Here is a 17,140-nt window from a genome sequence, read left to right as displayed (position 1 = left end):
CGATCTACAGGAGGTACTGGGACAGGCCGCGCGGCACGTACTGCCCGTGCCCGGCGCGCCCGTGGTAGCCGGACTCGTCCACCACGACGGACCCGCGGGACAGGACGACGTCGACATGCCCGTCGATCTCGTACCCCTCCCACGCCGAGTGGTCCATGTTCATGTGGTGCGTCTTGCCCACCCCGATCGACGTGTGCCCGGCGGGGTCGTAGACCACGACGTCGGCGTCGGCACCCGGGGCGATGACGCCCTTCTTGCCGTACAGGCCGAACATGCGCGCGGGTGTCGTCGAGGTGAGCTCCACCCACCGCTCGAGCGTGATCTGCCCGGTGGCGACCCCCTGGTACATGAGGTCCATCCGGTGCTCGATGGAGCCGATCCCGTTCGGGATCGCCCGGAAGTCGCCGACGCCCAGGTCCTTCTGGCCCTTCATGCAGAAGGGGCAGTGGTCCGTGCTGACCATCTGCAGGTCGTTGGTGCGCAGCGCCTGCCACATGTGCTCCTGGTGACCCTCGGCCCGCGAGCGCAGCGGGGTGGAGCACACCCACTTGGCGCCCTCGAAGCCCGGCGCGCCCAGCTGCTCCTCGAGGCTGAGGTACAGGTACTGCGGGCACGTCTCGCCGAACACGTTCTTGCCGGCGTCCCGGGCCCACGCCAGCTGCGCGACGGCCTGCTTGGCGCTCACGTGCACGACGTAGAGCGGGGCGCCCGTGACGTCGGCCAGCATGATCGCCCGGTGAGTGGCCTCCTCCTCGAGCTGCCAGGCGCGCGCGATGCCGTGGTAGTAGGGATCGGTCTTGCCCTGCGCCACCAGCTGCGCGGCCAGCACGTCGATGGCCGGCCCGTTCTCCGCGTGCATCATCGTCAGCAGCCCGAGGTCGGCCGCCTTCTGCATCGCGCGCAGGATCTGGGCGTCGTCGGAGTAGAAGACCCCCGGGTAGGCCATGAAGAGCTTGTAGCTCGTGATCCCCTCGGCGACCAGGCCCTCCATCGCCTTGAGCGAGTCGTCGTCGACGCCGCCGATGATCTGGTGGAAGCCGTAGTCGATCGCGCAGTTGCCGGCGGCCTTCTCGTGCCAGGCGCCGAGCCCGTCCATGACGCGCTCCCCCGTGCGCTGCACGGCGAAGTCGATGATCGTGGTCGTGCCGCCCCAGGCGGCGGCCCGAGTCCCCGTCTCGAACGTGTCCGAGGCGTTGGTGCCGCCGAACGGCAGCTCCATGTGGGTGTGCGCGTCGATGCCGCCGGGAATGACGTACTTGCCCGTCGCGTCGATGACCTGGTCGACGTTGGCCGCCAGGTCGAAGCCCAGCAGGGTCGAGCCCGGGCTGAGCACCGCGGCAACCGTCTCGCCGTCGATGAGCACGTCCGCGGCCGTCCGCCCCGTCGCGCTGACGAGGGTGCCGCCGGTGATGAGGGTCTTCATCTCACGCTCCCCGTGCTCAGGGCGCCACGATCGGGCCGTAGGCCTCGGGTCGGCGGTCGCGGAAGAACTGCCACCGCTCGCGCACGATGCGCACCTGGTCGAGGTCGAGATCGCGGACCAGCAGCTGGTTCTCGCTCGACGAGCCCACCTCGCCGACGTAGTTGCCGTCGGGGCCGACCGCGTACGACGACCCGTAGAAGTTGACCGCCTGGTCGCCGTACTCGTTGTCCTCGAGCCCCACGCGGTTGTTGGCGACGACGAAGTAGCCGTTGGCCACGGCCGCGGCCGGCTGCTCGATCTCCCAGAGCTTGTTGGAGATGCCGGGCGCCGTGGCGTTCGGGTTGAACACGATCTCGGCGCCGTTCAGCGCCAGCACGCGCCAGCCCTCGGGGAAGTGCCGGTCGTAGCAGATGTTCACGCCGATCTTGCCGACGGCGGTCTCGAACACCGGGTACCCGAGGTTGCCGGGCCGGAAGTAGAACTTCTCCCAGAACTTGGGCAGGTTCGGGATGTGGTGCTTGCGGTACTTGCCGAGGTAGCTGCCGTCGGCGTCGATGACAGCGGCCGTGTTGTACAGGACGCCGGGCTGCTCCTCCTCGTACACCGGGAGCACGATGACGATGCCCAGCTCCTTGGCCAGCGCGGAGAAGCGCTCCGTCGTCGGGCCCGGCACGGACTCCGCGTAGTCGTAGTACGCGGTGTCCTGCGTGATCCCGAAGTACGGGCCGTAGAACAGCTCCTGGAAGGCGATGATCTGGGCGCCCTGCGAGGCGGCCTCCCGGGTCCAGGCCTCGTGGAGCGCGGTCATCGACTCCTTGTCGCCCGTCCAGGTGGCCTGGGTGAACGCGACGCGTACGACGGTCATAGGGCTCCTCCGCATCTCTGTCTCGACCGGCCTCGGAGCCCCACGTGGCGCCTGAGTGCCCGTTCTTGGCACCGTAGCCTGGAATGTGACTGTCGGGGTTGAACATTTCTGCGGCGTTACTCCCCGTTACCTGGGCGCGAACATCGATGACGCCCACGTAAACACTTCGGCCCACGAGCAGGCTCGACGCCTCCGCGGCCTGGTCAGCCCCCTGCGGACGGGCATCCTGACCCGCATGGACCTCGCCGCGTACGTCGACGACCGAAGTCCGCGGGGCATCGCCGCGACCGTGGCGCGCCTGGTCAGAGGCGGTGACCTGCGCCCCGGCGACCGCCTGCCCACGGTCCGGACCCTCGCAGCCGAGCTCGGGGTCAGCCCGGCGACCGTGAGCGGGGCGTGGCAGGCGCTCTCCGCGGTCGGCATCGTCATCTCCCGCGGCCGTGCCGGCACGGTGGTGCTGCCGCCGCCCGCGAGCTGGTTGCCGCCGCGTTACCGCGACCTCGCCGGCGGCGCCCCCGCCCGGCTCGACCTCTCGACGGGCACCCCCGACCCCGAGCTCCTCCCCCTGATCGGTCCGGCGCTCGCCCGCGTCGCGCTCCAGCGCCCCGCCGCCGACACCGGCGCCTACCTCGCGGCGCCGGTCGTCCCGGCCCTCGAGGAGCTCCTGCGCGAGTCGTGGCCGTTCGCCGCCCAGCGCCTCACGGTCGTCGACGGCGCCCTCGACGCGATCAGCCGCGTCCTCGAACGCGTCGCGAGCTACGGCTCGCGGGTGGCCGTCGAGCACCCCGGCTTCCCGCCGCTCTTCGACCTGCTGGACCAGCTGGGCCTCGAGCGCGTGCCGGTCACGCTCGACCGCCAGGGCATGCGTCCCGACGAGCTGGACCGGGCGCTCGAGGGCGGCGCGGGCGTCGTCGTCCTGCAGCCCCGCGCGCACAACCCGACGGCGGTGAGCATGACGTCGACCCGGGCCCGCGAGCTCGCCGTGGTCCTGCGCCGGCACGGCGCCCTCGTCGTCGAGGACGACCACTCCGGCGAGATCGCGTCCGCCCGCGACGTCAGCCTCGGCGCCCTGCTGCCGGACCGCGTGGTCCACGTCCGCTCGTACTCCAAGTCCCACGGCCCGGACCTGCGGATCGCCGCCGTCGGGGGCCCCGCCGCGGTGCTCGACGGCATCGTGGCCCGCAGGATGCTCGGTCCGGGCTGGACCAGCCGCCTGCTGCAGCACGTCCTGGTCGACCTCCTCACCGACGGCGCCGCCATGGAGGCCGTCGCCCACGCCCGCCGCGTCTACTTCGCCCGCCGCCGGGCCCTGCGCGAGGCCCTGGCCACCCACGACATCGCCCTCGAGCCCGGCGACGGCATCAACCTCTGGCTGCCGGTGCACGACGAGCGCACCGCACTGGTCCGCCTCGAGGCCGCCGGCATCCGCGTCGCCCCCGGTACCCCGTTCTCCGCCGAGGGTCCGTCCGTGCAAGCCGACACGCCCGGCGACCACGTCCGGGTCACGGTCGGCCTGCTGGGCAGCGAGGTCGACGACGTGGCCCGCGCCCTCGCGCTCGCGGCCGCCCCCTGACGCCCCGGTTGCAGACCTCCCAGGTCAGAGGCCTACTCTGTGCGCGGAACCTGACCGGATGTGGTCGGGTCGTGCTGCCCGGCTGTGGGCGGCCCTCCGGAGGTGCGACGTGCACCCCACCCCCAGCGCGAGCGACCCGCCGCCGCGCGCCCCACGAACCCCCGGAGCCAGCATCCCCATGCGCAGAACTCGGATCGCCGTCGTCGCCGTCGCGGCCGCGAGCGCCCTCGCCGCCTGCTCGGCCCAGAGCACGCCGGAGGCCGCGAGCAGCCCGACGACCGAGAGCACGGCGTCCTTCGCACCCGTCACGCTCGACAACTGCGGCACCGCGGTGACCGTCGACGCGCCCCCGACGAAGGTCGTCACGATCAAGTCGACGGCCACCGAGATGCTGCTCGCGCTCGGCCTGCAGGACGCGATGATCGGCACGGCGTTCGCCGACGGGCCGGTGCCGGACGACCAGCAGGCGGCGTACGACCAGATCCCGGTGATCTCGGACAAGGTGCCGGGCCAGGAGGCGCTGCTCGCCCTCGAGCCGGACTTCGTCTACGGCGGCTGGGAGTCGAACTTCTCGGCCGACGGCGTCGGCGAGCGGGCCACGCTCCAGGACCTCGGGATCGGCACCTATGTCTCCCCGGCGGCGTGCAAGGAGGAGGGCTACATGCCCGACCCCTTGACGTTCGACAAGGTGGACGACGAGATCCGCGAGGTCGCGAGCATCTTCGGCGTCCAGGACCGGGCGGAGGAGCTCATCGCCGAGCAGAAGGCGACGCTCGCGAGCGCCACGCCGCCGACCGGCGAGACGACGGCCCTCTGGTACAGCTCCGGCACCGACACCCCGTACGTCGGGGCGGCCATCGGCGCGCCGCAGATGATGATGGACGCCGCGGGCCTGACCAACATCTTCGCCGACGTGCACGACACCTGGACGTCGGCGGGCTGGGAGCAGGTCGTCGCGGCGGACCCGGACGTCATCGTGCTCGTCGACGCCAGCTGGAACACGGCCGCCAAGAAGATCGAGTTGCTCGAGGCCAACGCCGCGACCAACCAGCTGACCGCCGTCAAGGAGCACCGGTACCTGACCATCCCGTTCCCGGCGTCGGAGGCCGGCGTGCGCAACGCGGACGCGGTGAAGTCGCTCGACGACCAGCTCGCCGCGCTGGGGTGAAGGGCCGGACACCGCTGAGCCTGCTGGTCACGGCAGGCGTCGCGGCGCTCGTCGTGACCGTGCTGGTGGCCGTGACCATCGGTCCTGCCGCCCTGAGCGTCGCCGAGGTGGCCCGCAGCATCGGCGGGCACCTGGGGCTACCGGTCGAGAGCGTCTCGCGCCTGCACGACGCGATCGTGTGGGACCTGCGCCTCCCCCGCGTCCTGACCGCGGCGGCGGTCGGCGCCGGCCTGGCGCTCGCCGGCGCGGTGATGCAGAGCCTGACCCGCAACCCGCTGGCCGACCCGTACCTGCTCGGCCTGTCGTCGGGCGCGTCGCTGGGGGCGGTCGCGGTGCTGGTGGTGGGCGTGAGCGTCCTGCTGCCCGTCGCGGCGTTCGCCGGGGCGCTCCTCGCGCTCGTCGCGACCCTCGCGCTCGCCCGCACGGGCGGCACGCTCGCGCCGGGTCGGACCGTCCTGGCGGGTCTCGCGGTCTCGCAGCTCGCCGCGGCGGGCACCAGCTTCGTCATCTTCTGGACCGCCACGGGCGACTCCTACCGCGAGATCCTCAACTGGCTGCTCGGCTCGTTGGCGGGGTCCACCTGGGGCTCGGTCGCGATCGCGGGMGTCGCGGTGCTCGTCGTCGGCACCGTCCTGATCCTCAGCTCGACGCGCCTCGACGCGTTCGCCTTCGGGGACACGTCGGCCGCGGCCCTGGGCATCGACGTCAACCACACCCGGTGGACGCTCATGACCGTCGTCGCCCTGCTCACGGGGGCGATGGTCGCGGTCAGCGGCGCGATCGGCTTCGTCGGCCTGATCCTGCCCCACGCGGTCTCCTCGCTCACCGGGCCGGCGCACCGCCGGCTCCTGCCCGTCGCCGCGCTGAGCGGCGCCGTGTTCCTGGTCTGGGCGGACACGCTCGCGCGCACCCTGTTCGACCCGCGCGAGCTGCCGGTCGGCATCGTGACGGCCCTCATCGGGGTGCCGGTGTTCGCCTACCTGCTGCGGCGCGGGAAGGGGACTGCATGGACCTGACCCTCGACGGCGTCGGCACCCGCCTGGGCGGACGGTGGGTGGTGGACGGCATCGACGCGACCCCGCCCGACGGCCACCTCACCGGCCTGCTCGGCCCCAACGGCGCGGGCAAGACGACGCTGCTCCGGCTCATCGCGGGACTTCTGCTCCCCGAGAAGGGGGCCGTGCTGGTCGAGACCACGCCGGTCCACCACCTGCCGCGGAAGGGTCGTGCGCAGCGGATCGCCCTGCTCGAGCAGGAGTCGACCAGCACGATCCCCCTCACGGTCCGCGAGGTCGTCTCGCTCGGCCGCATCCCGTACCGGACGATCTGGGGCAGCGATCCCGACGACGCGGCGATCGACCGTGCCCTGGTCAGCGCGCAGGCGGACCACCTCGCCGACCGCCCCTGGTCCTCGCTGTCCGGTGGCGAGCGGCAGCGCGTCCAGATCGCCCGCGCGCTCGCGCAGGAGCCCGACCTGCTGCTCCTCGACGAGCCCACCAACCACCTCGACGTCAGCGCGCAGCTCAGCCTGCTCGCGTTCGTCCGGGACCTGGGCACGACGACGGTCGCCGCCCTGCACGACCTCAACCTCGCCGCGGCGTTCTGCGAGCACGTGCTCGTCCTCGCCGACGGGCACCTCGCGGCCGCCGGCCACCCACGCGACGTCCTGCGACCGGACCTCCTGCGCCAGGTCTACGGCGTCGAGGCCGACGTCCTCGAGCACCCCCGGACGGGTCGTCCGGTGATCGCCTTCCACGAACCGTCCAAGGAGTCCCGATGAAGGTCACCGTCCTGTCCGGCGGCGTCGGCGGCGCGCGCTTCACGCGCGGGCTGCGGGAGCTGGCCGACACCGAGATCACGGTGATCGCCAACACCGGCGACGACATGTGGCTGCACGGCGTGCGGGTGTGCCCCGACCTCGACACCCTGATGTACACGCTGGGCGGCGCCGTGCACGAGGACCAGGGCTGGGGCCGGCGCGACGAGTCCCGGCGCGTGAGCGACGACCTCCAGGCGTACGGCCTGGGCTGGGAGTGGTTCACGCTCGGCGACCTCGACCTGGCGACGCACCTGGCCCGGACCGAGCTGCTCCGCGGCGGGCTGCCGCTCTCGGGCGTCACCACGCGGCTGGCCGACCGCTGGCAGCCGGGCGTGACTCTGCTGCCGATGACCGACGACGAGGTGGAGACGCACGTCGTCGTCGAGGACGGCCGGACGATCCACTTCGAGGAGTGGTGGGTCCGGCACCGCGCCGCGCTGCCCGCGACGCAGTTCGTCCAGACGAACCTGGCGACGGCCCGACCGGCGCCCGGCGTGCTGGAGGCGATCGCCGACGCCGACGTCGTCGTGATCCCGCCGTCGAACCCGGTGGTCTCCGTCGGCACGATCCTCGCGATCCCCGGCATCCGCGACGCGCTGCGCACCACGGCCGCGCCGGTGGTCGGGGTCAGCCCGGTGATCGGTGGCGCCCCCGTGCGGGGCATGGCCGACGCCTGCCTGGCGGCCATCGGCGTCGAGACGACGGCGCTCGCGGTGGCGGAGCACTACGGCCGACGGCCGGACGGGATCCTCGACGCGTGGCTGGTCGACGCGCGCGACGCCGACGCGGTCGTCGCGCTGCGGGCCGCGGGACTGACCACGCGCGCCGTCGACACGCTCATGACGGACGTGCCGACGACCGCCCGCATCGCGGCGGACGCCCTCGCGCTGGTGGGCCGCTAGGCCCCGAACGGGTGCTCGACCCGGGAGGCCGTCACGACGCGGTGCACGAAGTCGAGCTTGCGGGCGACGGGCGTGGAGATGGTGAACGGGTACAGGTCGTGCTTGCCCATCGCGCGGTTGACGCGGTTGAGGAACGTGGCCAGCGGGAGCCAGTCGGCCAGGACCTCGTCCATCGTCGCGTCGGCGTAGCTGGTGCGCGGACGCACCTCACCGTCCGGGAACTGCCGGACGCCCTCGACCTGCACGGTCAGCCGCCCGGCGGCCGCCGTCTGCAGGGTGCCCGTGAGGTGCAGGTAGTGGGCGAACGACTCCGCGAAGTCCTCCCACGGGTGCATCGTCGCGTACTCCGAGATGAAGCTGTCCGCCCAGTCCCGCGGTGCCCCCGTGCGGTAGTGGCGGGCGATCGCGTCCCGGTACGAGGCGCGCTCGTCGCCGAAGATCGTGCGGCACTCGTCGATCCAGCCCGTCTGCTCGACCAGGATCCACTCGTAGTAGTGCCCCACCTCGTGCCGGAAGTGCCCGAGCATCGTGCGGTACGGCTCCCCGAGGCTGATCCGCAGCGCCTCGCGGTGCGCGTCGAGGGACTCCGCGAGGTCGATCGAGATGATCCCGTTCGCGTGCCCGATCGGCACGCGCGCACCGTCGGAACGCGACGAGAGCAGGTCGAACCCGAGGCCGCCCGGCTTCTCGTGCCAGGGCACGACGGGGAGCCCGAGATCGGCGAGCTGCACGAGCAGCCGCCGTTCGTCGGTCGAGGCCTTCGCCAGCTTCTCCAGCGCGAGGGTGTCGTCGTTGCTCGGGCGCGTGCGGATCAGGCGGCACGCGACGCATCGACCGGCACCCGAGTCCGACGCGGCGAGCCAGTTGCAGCCCCAGCTGCGGTTGGTGCACGGGAACCACCACGTGCCGTCGATGTCGGTGCCCTGCTCGGGCGCCGGGCGCATCGTCAGCGTGGGTGGGTGCAGCCCCATCTGCAGGCCGCAGGCGTCGCACGCGGTGGTCTCGATGAAGGCGACGCTCTCGCAGCGGGGGCAACGGTAGAGGAGCACGCGGCCGACGCTAGCCCACGCGCGACCCGACTCGGACCGGACCCTCAGTCCACGCCGAGCACCGCGCGTGTCGCGGCGCCGACCCCGAGCCGTTGGACCTCGGCCAGGTCGTCGGCCACGTCGACGTCCCGCCGCAGGGTCGACGTGGCGGGCACCGCCAGCCGGACGTGCCCGGCCCGCTCGTGCGCCGCCGCGGAGCCCGCGCCGAACCGCGGATCGAGCGCGAGCCCGGGCAGCGCCGTGAGCAGGGTCGTGCCGGTCCCATCGGCGTCGGCGACGACGGCACGGTCGTGCGCCGCGGCCATGCTCAGGGCGTCCGCGAGGTCGGCCGGTCGCAGCGCGGGCAGGTCGCCCAGCAGGGCGGCGACCCCGACGTCCCCCACGCGGGCGCGGTCGATCCCCGCGCGCACGGCCGCGTTCAGGCCGCCGCCGGGCTCGTCCACCAGCTCCACGGTCGCCGCGAGCAGCTCCCGCAACGGCCCGTCGGCGGTCACGACCACCACCCGGTCGACGCCCTCGGCGGCCGCCGCCGCGACGATCGTGTCGATCGCCATCGCCCGCACCAGCCGCTCCCGCGACGACGGGGACAACGCCCCGGCCAGCCGCGTCTTCCCGTCGGCGGCCGGCTTCACGGGTACCACCACGACCCATCGCACGGGCGCATCCTCCCCCACTCGCGAGAGGATGCCCTCATGACGCTCTGGCTCACCGGCGACCCGACCGCCGACCAGCTCCTGACCGACGACCCGTTCGCGCTGCTCGTCGGCATGCTCCTCGACCAGCAGGTCACCATGGAGTCGGCCTTCGCGGGTCCCGCCAAGATCGCCGCCCGCATGGACGGTCTCGACGTGCACCGCGTCGCGGAGGCGGATCCCGAGGCGTTCGCCGCCCTGTGCGCGACCCCGCCCTCGGTGCACCGCTACCCCGGCTCGATGGCCGGCCGCATCCAGGCCGTCGCCGCGGCGATCGTGCACGAGTACGACGGCGACGTGACCCGGCTGTGGACCGACGGCGACCCCGACGGGCCCACGGTGCTCAGGCGGCTCAAGGCGCTGCCCGGCTTCGGCGACCAGAAGGCCCGCATCTTCCTCGCGCTCCTGGGCAAGCAGCGCGGTGTGCAGCCCGCCGGCTGGGCCGAGGCGGCCGGCGCCTACGGGGAGCCGGGCGCTCGTCGGTCCATCGCGGACGTCACCGATCCGGTCTCGCTGAGCGAGGTCCGCGCGACGAAGCAGGCGGCCAAGGCGGCGGCGAAGGCGCAGAACGCCTCGACCGCTCACTGATCGCGCAGCGCGTCCTTCCAGCCCTGCGAGTACGCCTCGGCGCTGCCCTGGGCGAACATGTCCTCGGCCCCGAGCCGCACCAGCGCCCGCGCACCGGGCCCGTCGTCGTCGGTCACCAGGTGCCCGAGCCCGCGGACGACGGCCAGCGGCCGCCCCTCCGCCTTGCCCTTGACCAGCTCGCCGGCCGACGCGATCTCGTCGGCCACGGCCGCCTGCGTCATGACCAGCGGGCGGCCGAACGTGTCGACCTGTCCGCGCAGGTCGTCCAGCACCACGAGCCCGGCGGCGCCGATCGCGATGTCGGTGACGCCCTGCCGCCACGGCCGCCCGGCGGTGTCGGTGATGACGACGCCGATCCGCGCGCCGAACACGTCCGACAGCCCGGCCCGCAGGCGACGCGCCGACGAGTCCGGGTCGACCGGCAGCAGCAGCACGGTCCCCTCGGGCGTGTTCGAGGCGTCGACCCCGGCCGCGGCCATGACGAGGCCGAGCCGGTTCTCGACGATCCGCGTGACCCCGGTCGAGTGCTCGCGGGTGGCGACGACGCGCACGGTCTCGTCGGTGATCGCCTGCTCGCGGTCGTCGGCGGACACCACGCGGCCCTCGGCCTTGGAGACCACCTTCGACGTGAGCACGAGCACGTCGCCGTCGACCGGCGGGTCATCTCGGAGCAGGTCGGCGAGCAGCGCGACCAGGTCGTCGCCGGGTGCGATCTCCGGCAGCCCGGCCGGCGCCCAGACCTCGAGGCGCGCGGTCATCGCACCAGCTTGGGCAGCACGTCCGCCCCGAAGGTCTCGATCCACTCGCGCTGATTGCGCCCGACGTTGTGCAGGTAGATGCGGTCGAAGCCGAGGTCGACGTATTTCTGGATCTCGGCGCGGTGCTTGTCGGGGTCCGCGGAGATGACCATGCGGCCCTCGAAGTCCTCGGGCCGGACCAGCTTGGCCATCTGCTCGAAGTCGAACGGCGAGCGGATGTCGGCCTTGGGGAACTTCATGCCGCCGTTCGGCCACTCGTGCATCGCGTGCGCCAGCGCCAGCTCGTCGGTCTCGGCCCACGAGAGATGCAGCTGCAGCACCTTCGGCATCGACGCGGGGTCTTTGCCGGCCTCGCGCGCGCCCTCGTCGAACTTGCCGAACAGACCGGAGATCTTCTCCAGCGGCGCCCCGACGGTGATGAGCCCGTCCGCGAGCCGGCCCGCGCGCTTGGCGGTCACGGGCCCGGCTGTGGCCACGAGGATCTCGGGCGCGACCTCCGGCATGGTCCACAGCCGCGTCGACTCGAGCTTGTAGAACTGCCCGGCGTGCTTGACGTCCTTGCCCGCGATCGACGACGAGAACAGCTTCTTGATGATCTCGATGGCCTCGAACATGCGGTTGATCCGCTCGGGGGCCTCGGGCCAGTAGTTGGCCACGATGTGCTCGTTGAGCGCCTCGCCCGAGCCCAGCCCGAGCCAGTGCCGGCCCGGGTACATCGCGGCGAGCGTCGCCGAGGCCTGCGCGACCATCGCCGGGTGCCAGCGGAACGTCGGCGCCGTCACGCCGGGGCCGATGTCACCGGTCGTGCGCTCGCCCAGCGCGGTCAGCACGTTCCAGACGAACGCCGCCTGCCCCTGCGCCGGCACCCAGGGCTGGTAGTGGTCGGCCGCCATGACGCCGGAGAACCCGTGGGCCTCCGCGTGGGCGGACAGGTCGACCGCCTCGGTGGGGTGGAACTGCTCGAGCATCGCCGCGTACCCGACCGTGAGGCCGTCCGCCGTGACCTGTGCCATCAACACTCCTGGTGAACGAGGGATTCGCGGTGGTCCGCGAGGTCATCCCCGCATTCACCCTAACCGCGCGCGGGCACCGGCAGCGCGGGCAGCGCCGCGGCGTAGAGCCACTCGTCGAGCAGCGGCCCGAGGAAGATCCCGGAGACGTGGCTCGCGGTCGCGACGAACAGCTCGGTGCTCACGGACCCGTGCCGGAACCGGGCGGTCCACGCGCGCAGGATGTCGAAGAAGGTCGTGTCCCCGACCGTGACCCGCACGGCGTGCAGGGCCAGCGCACCGCGCTTGTACAACCGGTCGTCGAACATGGCGTGAGGCCCAGGGTCCCCGATCACGAGGTCCTGCGGCAGGCCGGCGAGTCGCCCCCAGGCCGCCCGCGCGTGCCGGTCGGCGGCCCAGCCGCCGGCCTCCTGCGACCACAGCCACTCGGCGTAGCAGGCGAACCCCTCGTGCAGCCAGATGTCCTTCCAGCGCGCGACCGTGAGGCTGTTGCCGAACCACTGGTGCGCGAGCTCGTGCGCCACCAGGCGCTCCGACCCGCGCCGCCCGTCCATGTGGTTGGCGCCGAACACGGACAGCCCCTGCGCCTCGAGCGGGATCTCGAGGTCGTCGTCGGTCACCACCACGGTGTACGAGCCGAACGGGTAGGGCCCGAAGCGGTCCTCGAAGAGCGCGAGCATCTGCGGCTGGCGCCCGAGGTCGTGCATGGCCGCGGCGCGCAGGCGTGCCGGGACGAGCACCTCGCCGCCGGAGAAGGCCCGCGCGTACCGGCCGATCTGCACGGTGGCGAGGTAGGGCGCCATCGGCTCGCTCTGCTCGTACACCCACCGGACCCGGCCCGCGCGCGGGGTGCGCGACAGCAGGCGCCCGTTGGCGACCACCTCGTAGCCGGCCTCGGCCGAGATGGCGATGCCGAACGTCGCCTTGTCCGCGGGGCTGTCGTGGCACGGGAACCAGCTGGGCGCGCCGTCGGGCTGCCCGGCGACGATGACGCCGTCCTCGAGCTCCTCCCAGCCGACCTCACCCCACGGGCCCTTGACCGGCCCGGGCTGCCCGCCGTACACGACCTCGATGGCGAGCACGGTCCCGGCGGGTACCTCGCGGCCCAGCCGGATGGAGATCCGGTCCCCCCGGTGCGTCCACCGGTCGGGGCGCCGGCCGCCGACGAGCACGTGCGACACCCGCAGCCCGTGCAGCTCCAAAGACACCTTGTCGATCGGCCGGGTCGCGCGCGCGTGCACGACCGCTCGGCCCGCGAGCCGGTTGGTGGCGACGCGGTACTCGAGCTCGAGCTCGTACCGGGCGACGTCGATGCCCCCCTCGGGCCGCCCAGGCAGGTAGGGGTCCTCCGCCGGGCTGGTCACGCGGGGGCCACCGGGTTGCCGGTCCACCGGGAGCCCGCGGGGATCGCGTCGCCGCGCAGCACGAGGGACGCCGGACCCACGCGAGACCCGTCGTCGAGGCTGGCCGCGGGCAGCACCACCCCGTGCGGACCGAGGCTCGCCCCGCGTCCGAGCACCACGGTGTCCATGCTCATCACCCGATCATGGAACAGGTGGGTCTGCAGGACGCAGCCGCGGTTCACCGTCGAGGAGTCGCCGAGCGTCACCAGGTCGGCCTCGGGCAGCCAGTACGTCTCGCACCAGACGCCGCGGCCGATGTGCGCGCCGAGGGTGCGCAGCCACACCGTGAGCGCGGGCGAGCCGATGGTGGCCGGCCCCATCCAGGGGACGGCGACCGACTCGAGGAACGTGTCCGCGAGCTCGTTGCGCCAGATGAACGAGCTCCACAACGGGTGGTCGCCCGCCCGGAGGCGGCCGACGAGGATCCACTTCGCGGCCGTCGCGAGCGCGCAGGCCACGCCGGCGGCGGCCAGCACGACCACCGGGGAGAGCACCGCGGCGGCTCCCAGGCCCCACGTGTCGAGCACCGCCTGGAGCGCGAGCAGCACGAGCACGCCGAGCCCGAACGTGCAGATCACGGGCACGATTCGGCACAGCTCGACCAGCGCGCGGGCCACCCGCAGGCGCGTCCGCGGCTCGAACGTGCGCGCGTCGTCGGACTCCCCCGCCACCCGTCGCAGCTTCACGGGCGGGGAACCCAGCCAGCTGGTCCCGGCGCGCGCGTCCTCGGGCGTGGCGGACAGGACCGCGACGAGCCCGCGCTTGGGCACCGTGCGGCCGGGCGCGATCATCCCCGAGTTGCCGAGGAAGGCGCGCTTGCCCACCTTGCTGCGCTCGACCCGCAGCCACCCGTGCCCGAGCTCGTACGAGCCGATCAGGGTGTCGTCGGCCAGGAACGCGCCGTCCCCGACCGAGGTCATCGACGGGATCATCAGCGCGGTCGACGCCTCGACGTCGCGGCCGATGTCAGCGCCGAGCGCCCGCAGCCAGACCGAGGTCGCCATGCTCGAGTAGAGCGGGAAGAGCGTGGTGCGGGCGTCGTCCATGAGCCGCAGCGTCGCCCAGATCTGCCAGCCCGTCCGGCTGCGCACCGCGTGGTAGCCCTCGCGCATCCCGACCGCGAGCAGGCGCACCGCCACGAGCGTCACGACCGCGAGCACGAGCACCATGGTGACGGCACCGAGCGGCACGGCAATGAGGGCGTCGACCGCCGCGTCCCCCAACGTCACCGAGCCACGCAGCCCGAGACCCACGACGAGCAGCCCGCACACCGCGGCGACCACGGGCAGAGCCGCGAGCAGGGCGGCGGTCGCCCCGTAGGCCGCGACCCAGCGGCGGCTTCGCGGGGCGCGGTCGCGCGGCCAGCGCCGGCGCGACGGCCCGTCGAAGGTGGCCGGAGAGCCGACCCACAGCTCGCCGGGCGGCACCGACGTGAGCACCGCGGACCCGGGCGCGACCTCGGACCAGGCACCGACACGCGTGCCCGGCGCGAGCGTGCTGCGGGTCCCGACGGTCGCGCGCTTGTCGATCCGCACGCGCCCCACGCGCAGCACGTCGCCGTCGAGCCAGTGCCCGCGCAGGTCCACCTCCGGCTCGACCGCGCAGCCGTTGCCGAGCGTGAGCAGGCCGGTGACCGGCGGGAGCGCGTGCAGGTCGACGTTCTTGCCGACGGTCGCGCCGAGCGCGCGTGCGTACTCGGAGACCCACGGCGCGCACGACAGGTTCTCGGCCCCCGCGGCCGAGGCCCAGGACTCGGTGAACCAGAGCCGCAGGTGCATCGACCCGCCGCGGGGGTAGCGGCCCGGCTCGATGTCGCTGAGCAGGGCTCTCGCGACGAGCACGGTGGTCCCCATCCGGCCCAGCGGGCTGATGAGCACCACCCAGCCGAGCGCGACCCACCACCACACGCCCGGCACGACGGGCACCCACGGAGCGGACGTCGTCGCGACGAGCACGGCGTCGGCGGCCAGCAGCCAGGTGAGCCAGCGCAGGCCCACCAACGTGGCGAGCGGGATCCCGAGCACCGTCTGCAGCAGCTGGGCCCGCCGCGGCGTCGGGACGACGACGCGCTCGTCGGCCGCGACCGGCGCGTCGAACTCGTCGAGCCGCGCGGCCAGGTCCCCGAGGCGCGGGTAGTCGTAGACGTCGGCGACCGTCACCGTGGGGAACCGGGCGCGCAGCGCGCTGACCAGCTGCGCGGCGACCAGGCTGCCGCCGCCGGACGCGAAGAAATCCTCGCCGGGGCCGGCCACCGCGACGCCGAGCGCGGCGGTCCAGCGCTCGGCCACCCACTCACCGGTGGGCGTGAGCCCGACGGCGGGCGCGGACTCCTCGTCGGGCCGCTCGAGCGGCCAGGGCAGGGCGTCCCGGTCGACCTTGCCGGAGCCGCGCGTCGGGATCGCGTCGACCCGCGCGAGCAGCGGGACCAGGGCCGCGGGCAGGCTGGCGCTGAGACGCCGGCGCGACTCGGCCAGGTCCAGCTCGACGCCCGGCTCGGGCACCACGTACCCGACGAGCACGGCCGTCCCCGCGGGCGTCCGCCGGACCGCCGCCGCGGCGCCGGCCACGCCCGCCAGGCCCAGCAGCGCGGAGTCGACCTCGCCCAGCTCGATCCGCCGGCCACCGACCTTGACCTGGTCGTCGGCCCGACCCTGGAACAGCAGCCCGTCGGCCTCGTACCGGACCAGGTCACCGCTGCGGTACGCCCGCTCCCAGCCGAGCCCGTCGACGGCCGCGTACTTCTCGGCGTCCTTCACCGGGTCGAGGTACCGCGCGAGGCCGACGCCGCCGATGATGAGCTCGCCGACGCCGCCCTCCTCGACCTGGGTCCCGTCGGGAGCGACGACCGCGAGGTCCCAGCCGTCGAGCGCATGGCCGATGCGCACGGGTCCCTCGCCGGTGAGCAGCGCCGCGCACGCGACGACGGTCGCCTCGGTCGGGCCGTAGGTGTTCCACACCTCGCGCCCGTCCCCGACCAGCCGTGCCGCCAGCTCGGGCGGGCACGCCTCGCCGCCGAAGATGAGCAGCCGCACGCCGGCCAGCTCCTCGCCGCGCCACAGCCCCGCCAGCGTCGGGACCGTCGAGATCACGGTGATGCCCTGCGCCACGAGCCACGGCCCGAGGTCCATGCCCGTGCGCACCAGCGCGCGCGGTGCGGGCACCAGGCACGCACCGTGCGCCCAGGCGAGCCACATCTCCTCGCAGCTGGCGTCGAACGCGACCGACAGGCCGGCGAGCACGCGGTCGCCCGGGCCGAGCGGCGCGTCCTGCAGGAACAGCCGGGCCTCCGCGTCCACGAAGGCCGCGGCGGACCGGTGCGTCACGGCCACGCCCTTGGGGGCCCCGGTCGAGCCGCTCGTGAAGATGATCCACGCGTCGTCATCGAGTCCCGGCCGCGACGGGGGCGCCGCTTTCCTGGTCTCCAGGTCGCCCTCGGTGAGCACCCGCGCCACGTCCGCCTCGCCGAACACGGTCCGCGCGCGCTCGTCGGGATCGTCCACGTCCACCGGCACGTACGCGGCGCCGGCCGCCAGCACGGCCAGGATCGCCGTGTAGAGCTCGGCCGTGCCCGACGGGATGCGCACCCCGACCCGGTCGCCCGGCCCGATGCCGACCGCGGCGAGTCCCGCGGCCCCGGCGCCGACCGCCTCGGCCAGCTCCCGGTAGGTCAGGACCGCGCTGCCGTCGTCGATCGCGGGGGCGTCCGGGTGCGCGGCCACCGTGGCGTCGAGCACGTCCAGGAGGGTGCGCGCGGGTGCAGCGAGGTGCGACCGGAGGAAGCCCTCGGAGGCCATCGCCCAGCCTCCCCGTCGCTCCGTCTGCATGAGTCCACCCGATCATCCGCTCCCGACCGGCGAGTGGCGATCCTTGCATCACGCGCGCTCCGGTCG

The 17,140-nt window shown here is 73.7% G+C and carries 14 protein-coding genes; 6 read left to right on the top strand and 8 right to left on the bottom strand.

From position 1 onward, the window contains the following. Nucleotides 1-4: 4 nt before the first annotated feature. Both hydA and AC1DYZ_RS17090 read right to left on the bottom strand, forming a co-directional pair. A complete protein-coding gene (gene hydA / locus AC1DYZ_RS17095; protein ID WP_477066332.1) occupies nucleotides 5-1,423 on the bottom strand; it encodes a dihydropyrimidinase in 1,419 nt (472 codons plus the stop codon). Nucleotides 1,424-1,439: 16 nt separating this feature from the next. Further along, a complete protein-coding gene (locus AC1DYZ_RS17090) occupies nucleotides 1,440-2,288 on the bottom strand; it encodes a nitrilase-related carbon-nitrogen hydrolase (protein WP_477066331.1) in 849 nt (282 codons plus the stop codon). A 235-nt stretch (nucleotides 2,289-2,523) separates the two neighbouring features. Between AC1DYZ_RS17090 and AC1DYZ_RS17085 the strand changes: the two genes are divergently transcribed. From AC1DYZ_RS17085 to cofD, 5 genes are all read left to right on the top strand, one after another. Continuing rightward, nucleotides 2,524-3,861 carry an aminotransferase-like domain-containing protein gene (locus tag AC1DYZ_RS17085; protein ID WP_477066330.1) on the top strand — a complete coding sequence of 446 codons (1,338 nt, stop codon included), beginning with the start codon at nucleotides 2,524-2,526 and terminating at the stop codon, nucleotides 3,859-3,861. Between the two features lie 178 nt (nucleotides 3,862-4,039). Next, nucleotides 4,040-5,029 (top strand): putative F420-0 ABC transporter substrate-binding protein, encoded by a 990-nt coding sequence (locus tag AC1DYZ_RS17080; protein WP_477066329.1) that lies wholly within the window; start codon nucleotides 4,040-4,042, stop codon nucleotides 5,027-5,029. Next, nucleotides 5,026-6,045, top strand: coding sequence for a putative F420-0 ABC transporter permease subunit (locus AC1DYZ_RS17075; RefSeq protein ID WP_477066328.1), 1,020 nt, complete (start codon nucleotides 5,026-5,028; stop codon nucleotides 6,043-6,045). Before AC1DYZ_RS17080 ends, AC1DYZ_RS17075 begins: the two co-directional genes overlap by 4 nt. Then, nucleotides 6,036-6,809: an ATP-binding cassette domain-containing protein gene (locus AC1DYZ_RS17070; RefSeq protein ID WP_477066327.1), complete on the top strand. Its 774-nt coding sequence runs from the start codon at nucleotides 6,036-6,038 to the stop codon at nucleotides 6,807-6,809. The genes AC1DYZ_RS17075 and AC1DYZ_RS17070 overlap by 10 nt, the downstream gene beginning before the upstream one ends. Continuing rightward, nucleotides 6,806-7,750 carry a 2-phospho-L-lactate transferase gene (gene cofD / locus AC1DYZ_RS17065; protein WP_477066326.1) on the top strand — a complete coding sequence of 315 codons (945 nt, stop codon included), beginning with the start codon at nucleotides 6,806-6,808 and terminating at the stop codon, nucleotides 7,748-7,750. Before AC1DYZ_RS17070 ends, cofD begins: the two co-directional genes overlap by 4 nt. On the opposite strand, the gene AC1DYZ_RS17060 is transcribed toward cofD, so the two are convergent. Both AC1DYZ_RS17060 and cofC read right to left on the bottom strand, forming a co-directional pair. Beyond that, entirely contained in the window at nucleotides 7,747-8,799 is a 1,053-nt protein-coding gene (locus tag AC1DYZ_RS17060; RefSeq protein WP_477066325.1) for a zinc-binding metallopeptidase family protein, read from the bottom strand. The two genes, cofD and AC1DYZ_RS17060, sit on opposite strands and share 4 nt — an antisense overlap. Before the next feature lie 44 nt (nucleotides 8,800-8,843). Then, complete coding sequence (gene cofC, locus AC1DYZ_RS17055; protein WP_477066324.1) at nucleotides 8,844-9,455, bottom strand: 2-phospho-L-lactate guanylyltransferase; 612 nt, start codon at nucleotides 9,453-9,455, stop codon at nucleotides 8,844-8,846. Nucleotides 9,456-9,491: 36 nt separating this feature from the next. Between cofC and AC1DYZ_RS17050 the strand changes: the two genes are divergently transcribed. Continuing rightward, on the top strand, nucleotides 9,492-10,079 hold the full coding sequence (locus AC1DYZ_RS17050; RefSeq protein ID WP_477066323.1) for an HhH-GPD-type base excision DNA repair protein: 588 nt from the start codon (nucleotides 9,492-9,494) through the stop codon (nucleotides 10,077-10,079). Here AC1DYZ_RS17050 and AC1DYZ_RS17045 read toward each other — a convergent pair. From AC1DYZ_RS17045 to AC1DYZ_RS17030, 4 genes are read right to left on the bottom strand one after another with little or no spacing between them, the layout of a single operon-like run. Then, nucleotides 10,073-10,837, bottom strand: coding sequence for a coenzyme F420-0:L-glutamate ligase (locus tag AC1DYZ_RS17045; RefSeq protein ID WP_477066322.1), 765 nt, complete (start codon nucleotides 10,835-10,837; stop codon nucleotides 10,073-10,075). The genes AC1DYZ_RS17050 and AC1DYZ_RS17045 overlap by 7 nt on opposite strands. Continuing rightward, the gene (locus tag AC1DYZ_RS17040) at nucleotides 10,834-11,850 is read right to left on the bottom strand and encodes a TIGR03557 family F420-dependent LLM class oxidoreductase (protein ID WP_477066321.1); all 1,017 of its coding nucleotides are present in this window, start codon (nucleotides 11,848-11,850) and stop codon (nucleotides 10,834-10,836) included. The genes AC1DYZ_RS17045 and AC1DYZ_RS17040 overlap by 4 nt, the downstream gene beginning before the upstream one ends. Before the next feature lie 59 nt (nucleotides 11,851-11,909). After that, a complete protein-coding gene (locus tag AC1DYZ_RS17035) occupies nucleotides 11,910-13,211 on the bottom strand; it encodes a M1 family metallopeptidase (RefSeq protein WP_477066320.1) in 1,302 nt (433 codons plus the stop codon). Then, nucleotides 13,208-17,074 carry a Pls/PosA family non-ribosomal peptide synthetase gene (locus AC1DYZ_RS17030; RefSeq protein WP_477066319.1) on the bottom strand — a complete coding sequence of 1,289 codons (3,867 nt, stop codon included), beginning with the start codon at nucleotides 17,072-17,074 and terminating at the stop codon, nucleotides 13,208-13,210. The genes AC1DYZ_RS17035 and AC1DYZ_RS17030 overlap by 4 nt, the downstream gene beginning before the upstream one ends. Nucleotides 17,075-17,140 lie beyond the last annotated feature (66 nt).

The sequence above is a fragment of the Cellulomonas sp. P1_C4 genome (genome assembly GCF_056406355.1).
This window is presented reverse-complemented; position numbering and strand designations above follow the sequence as displayed.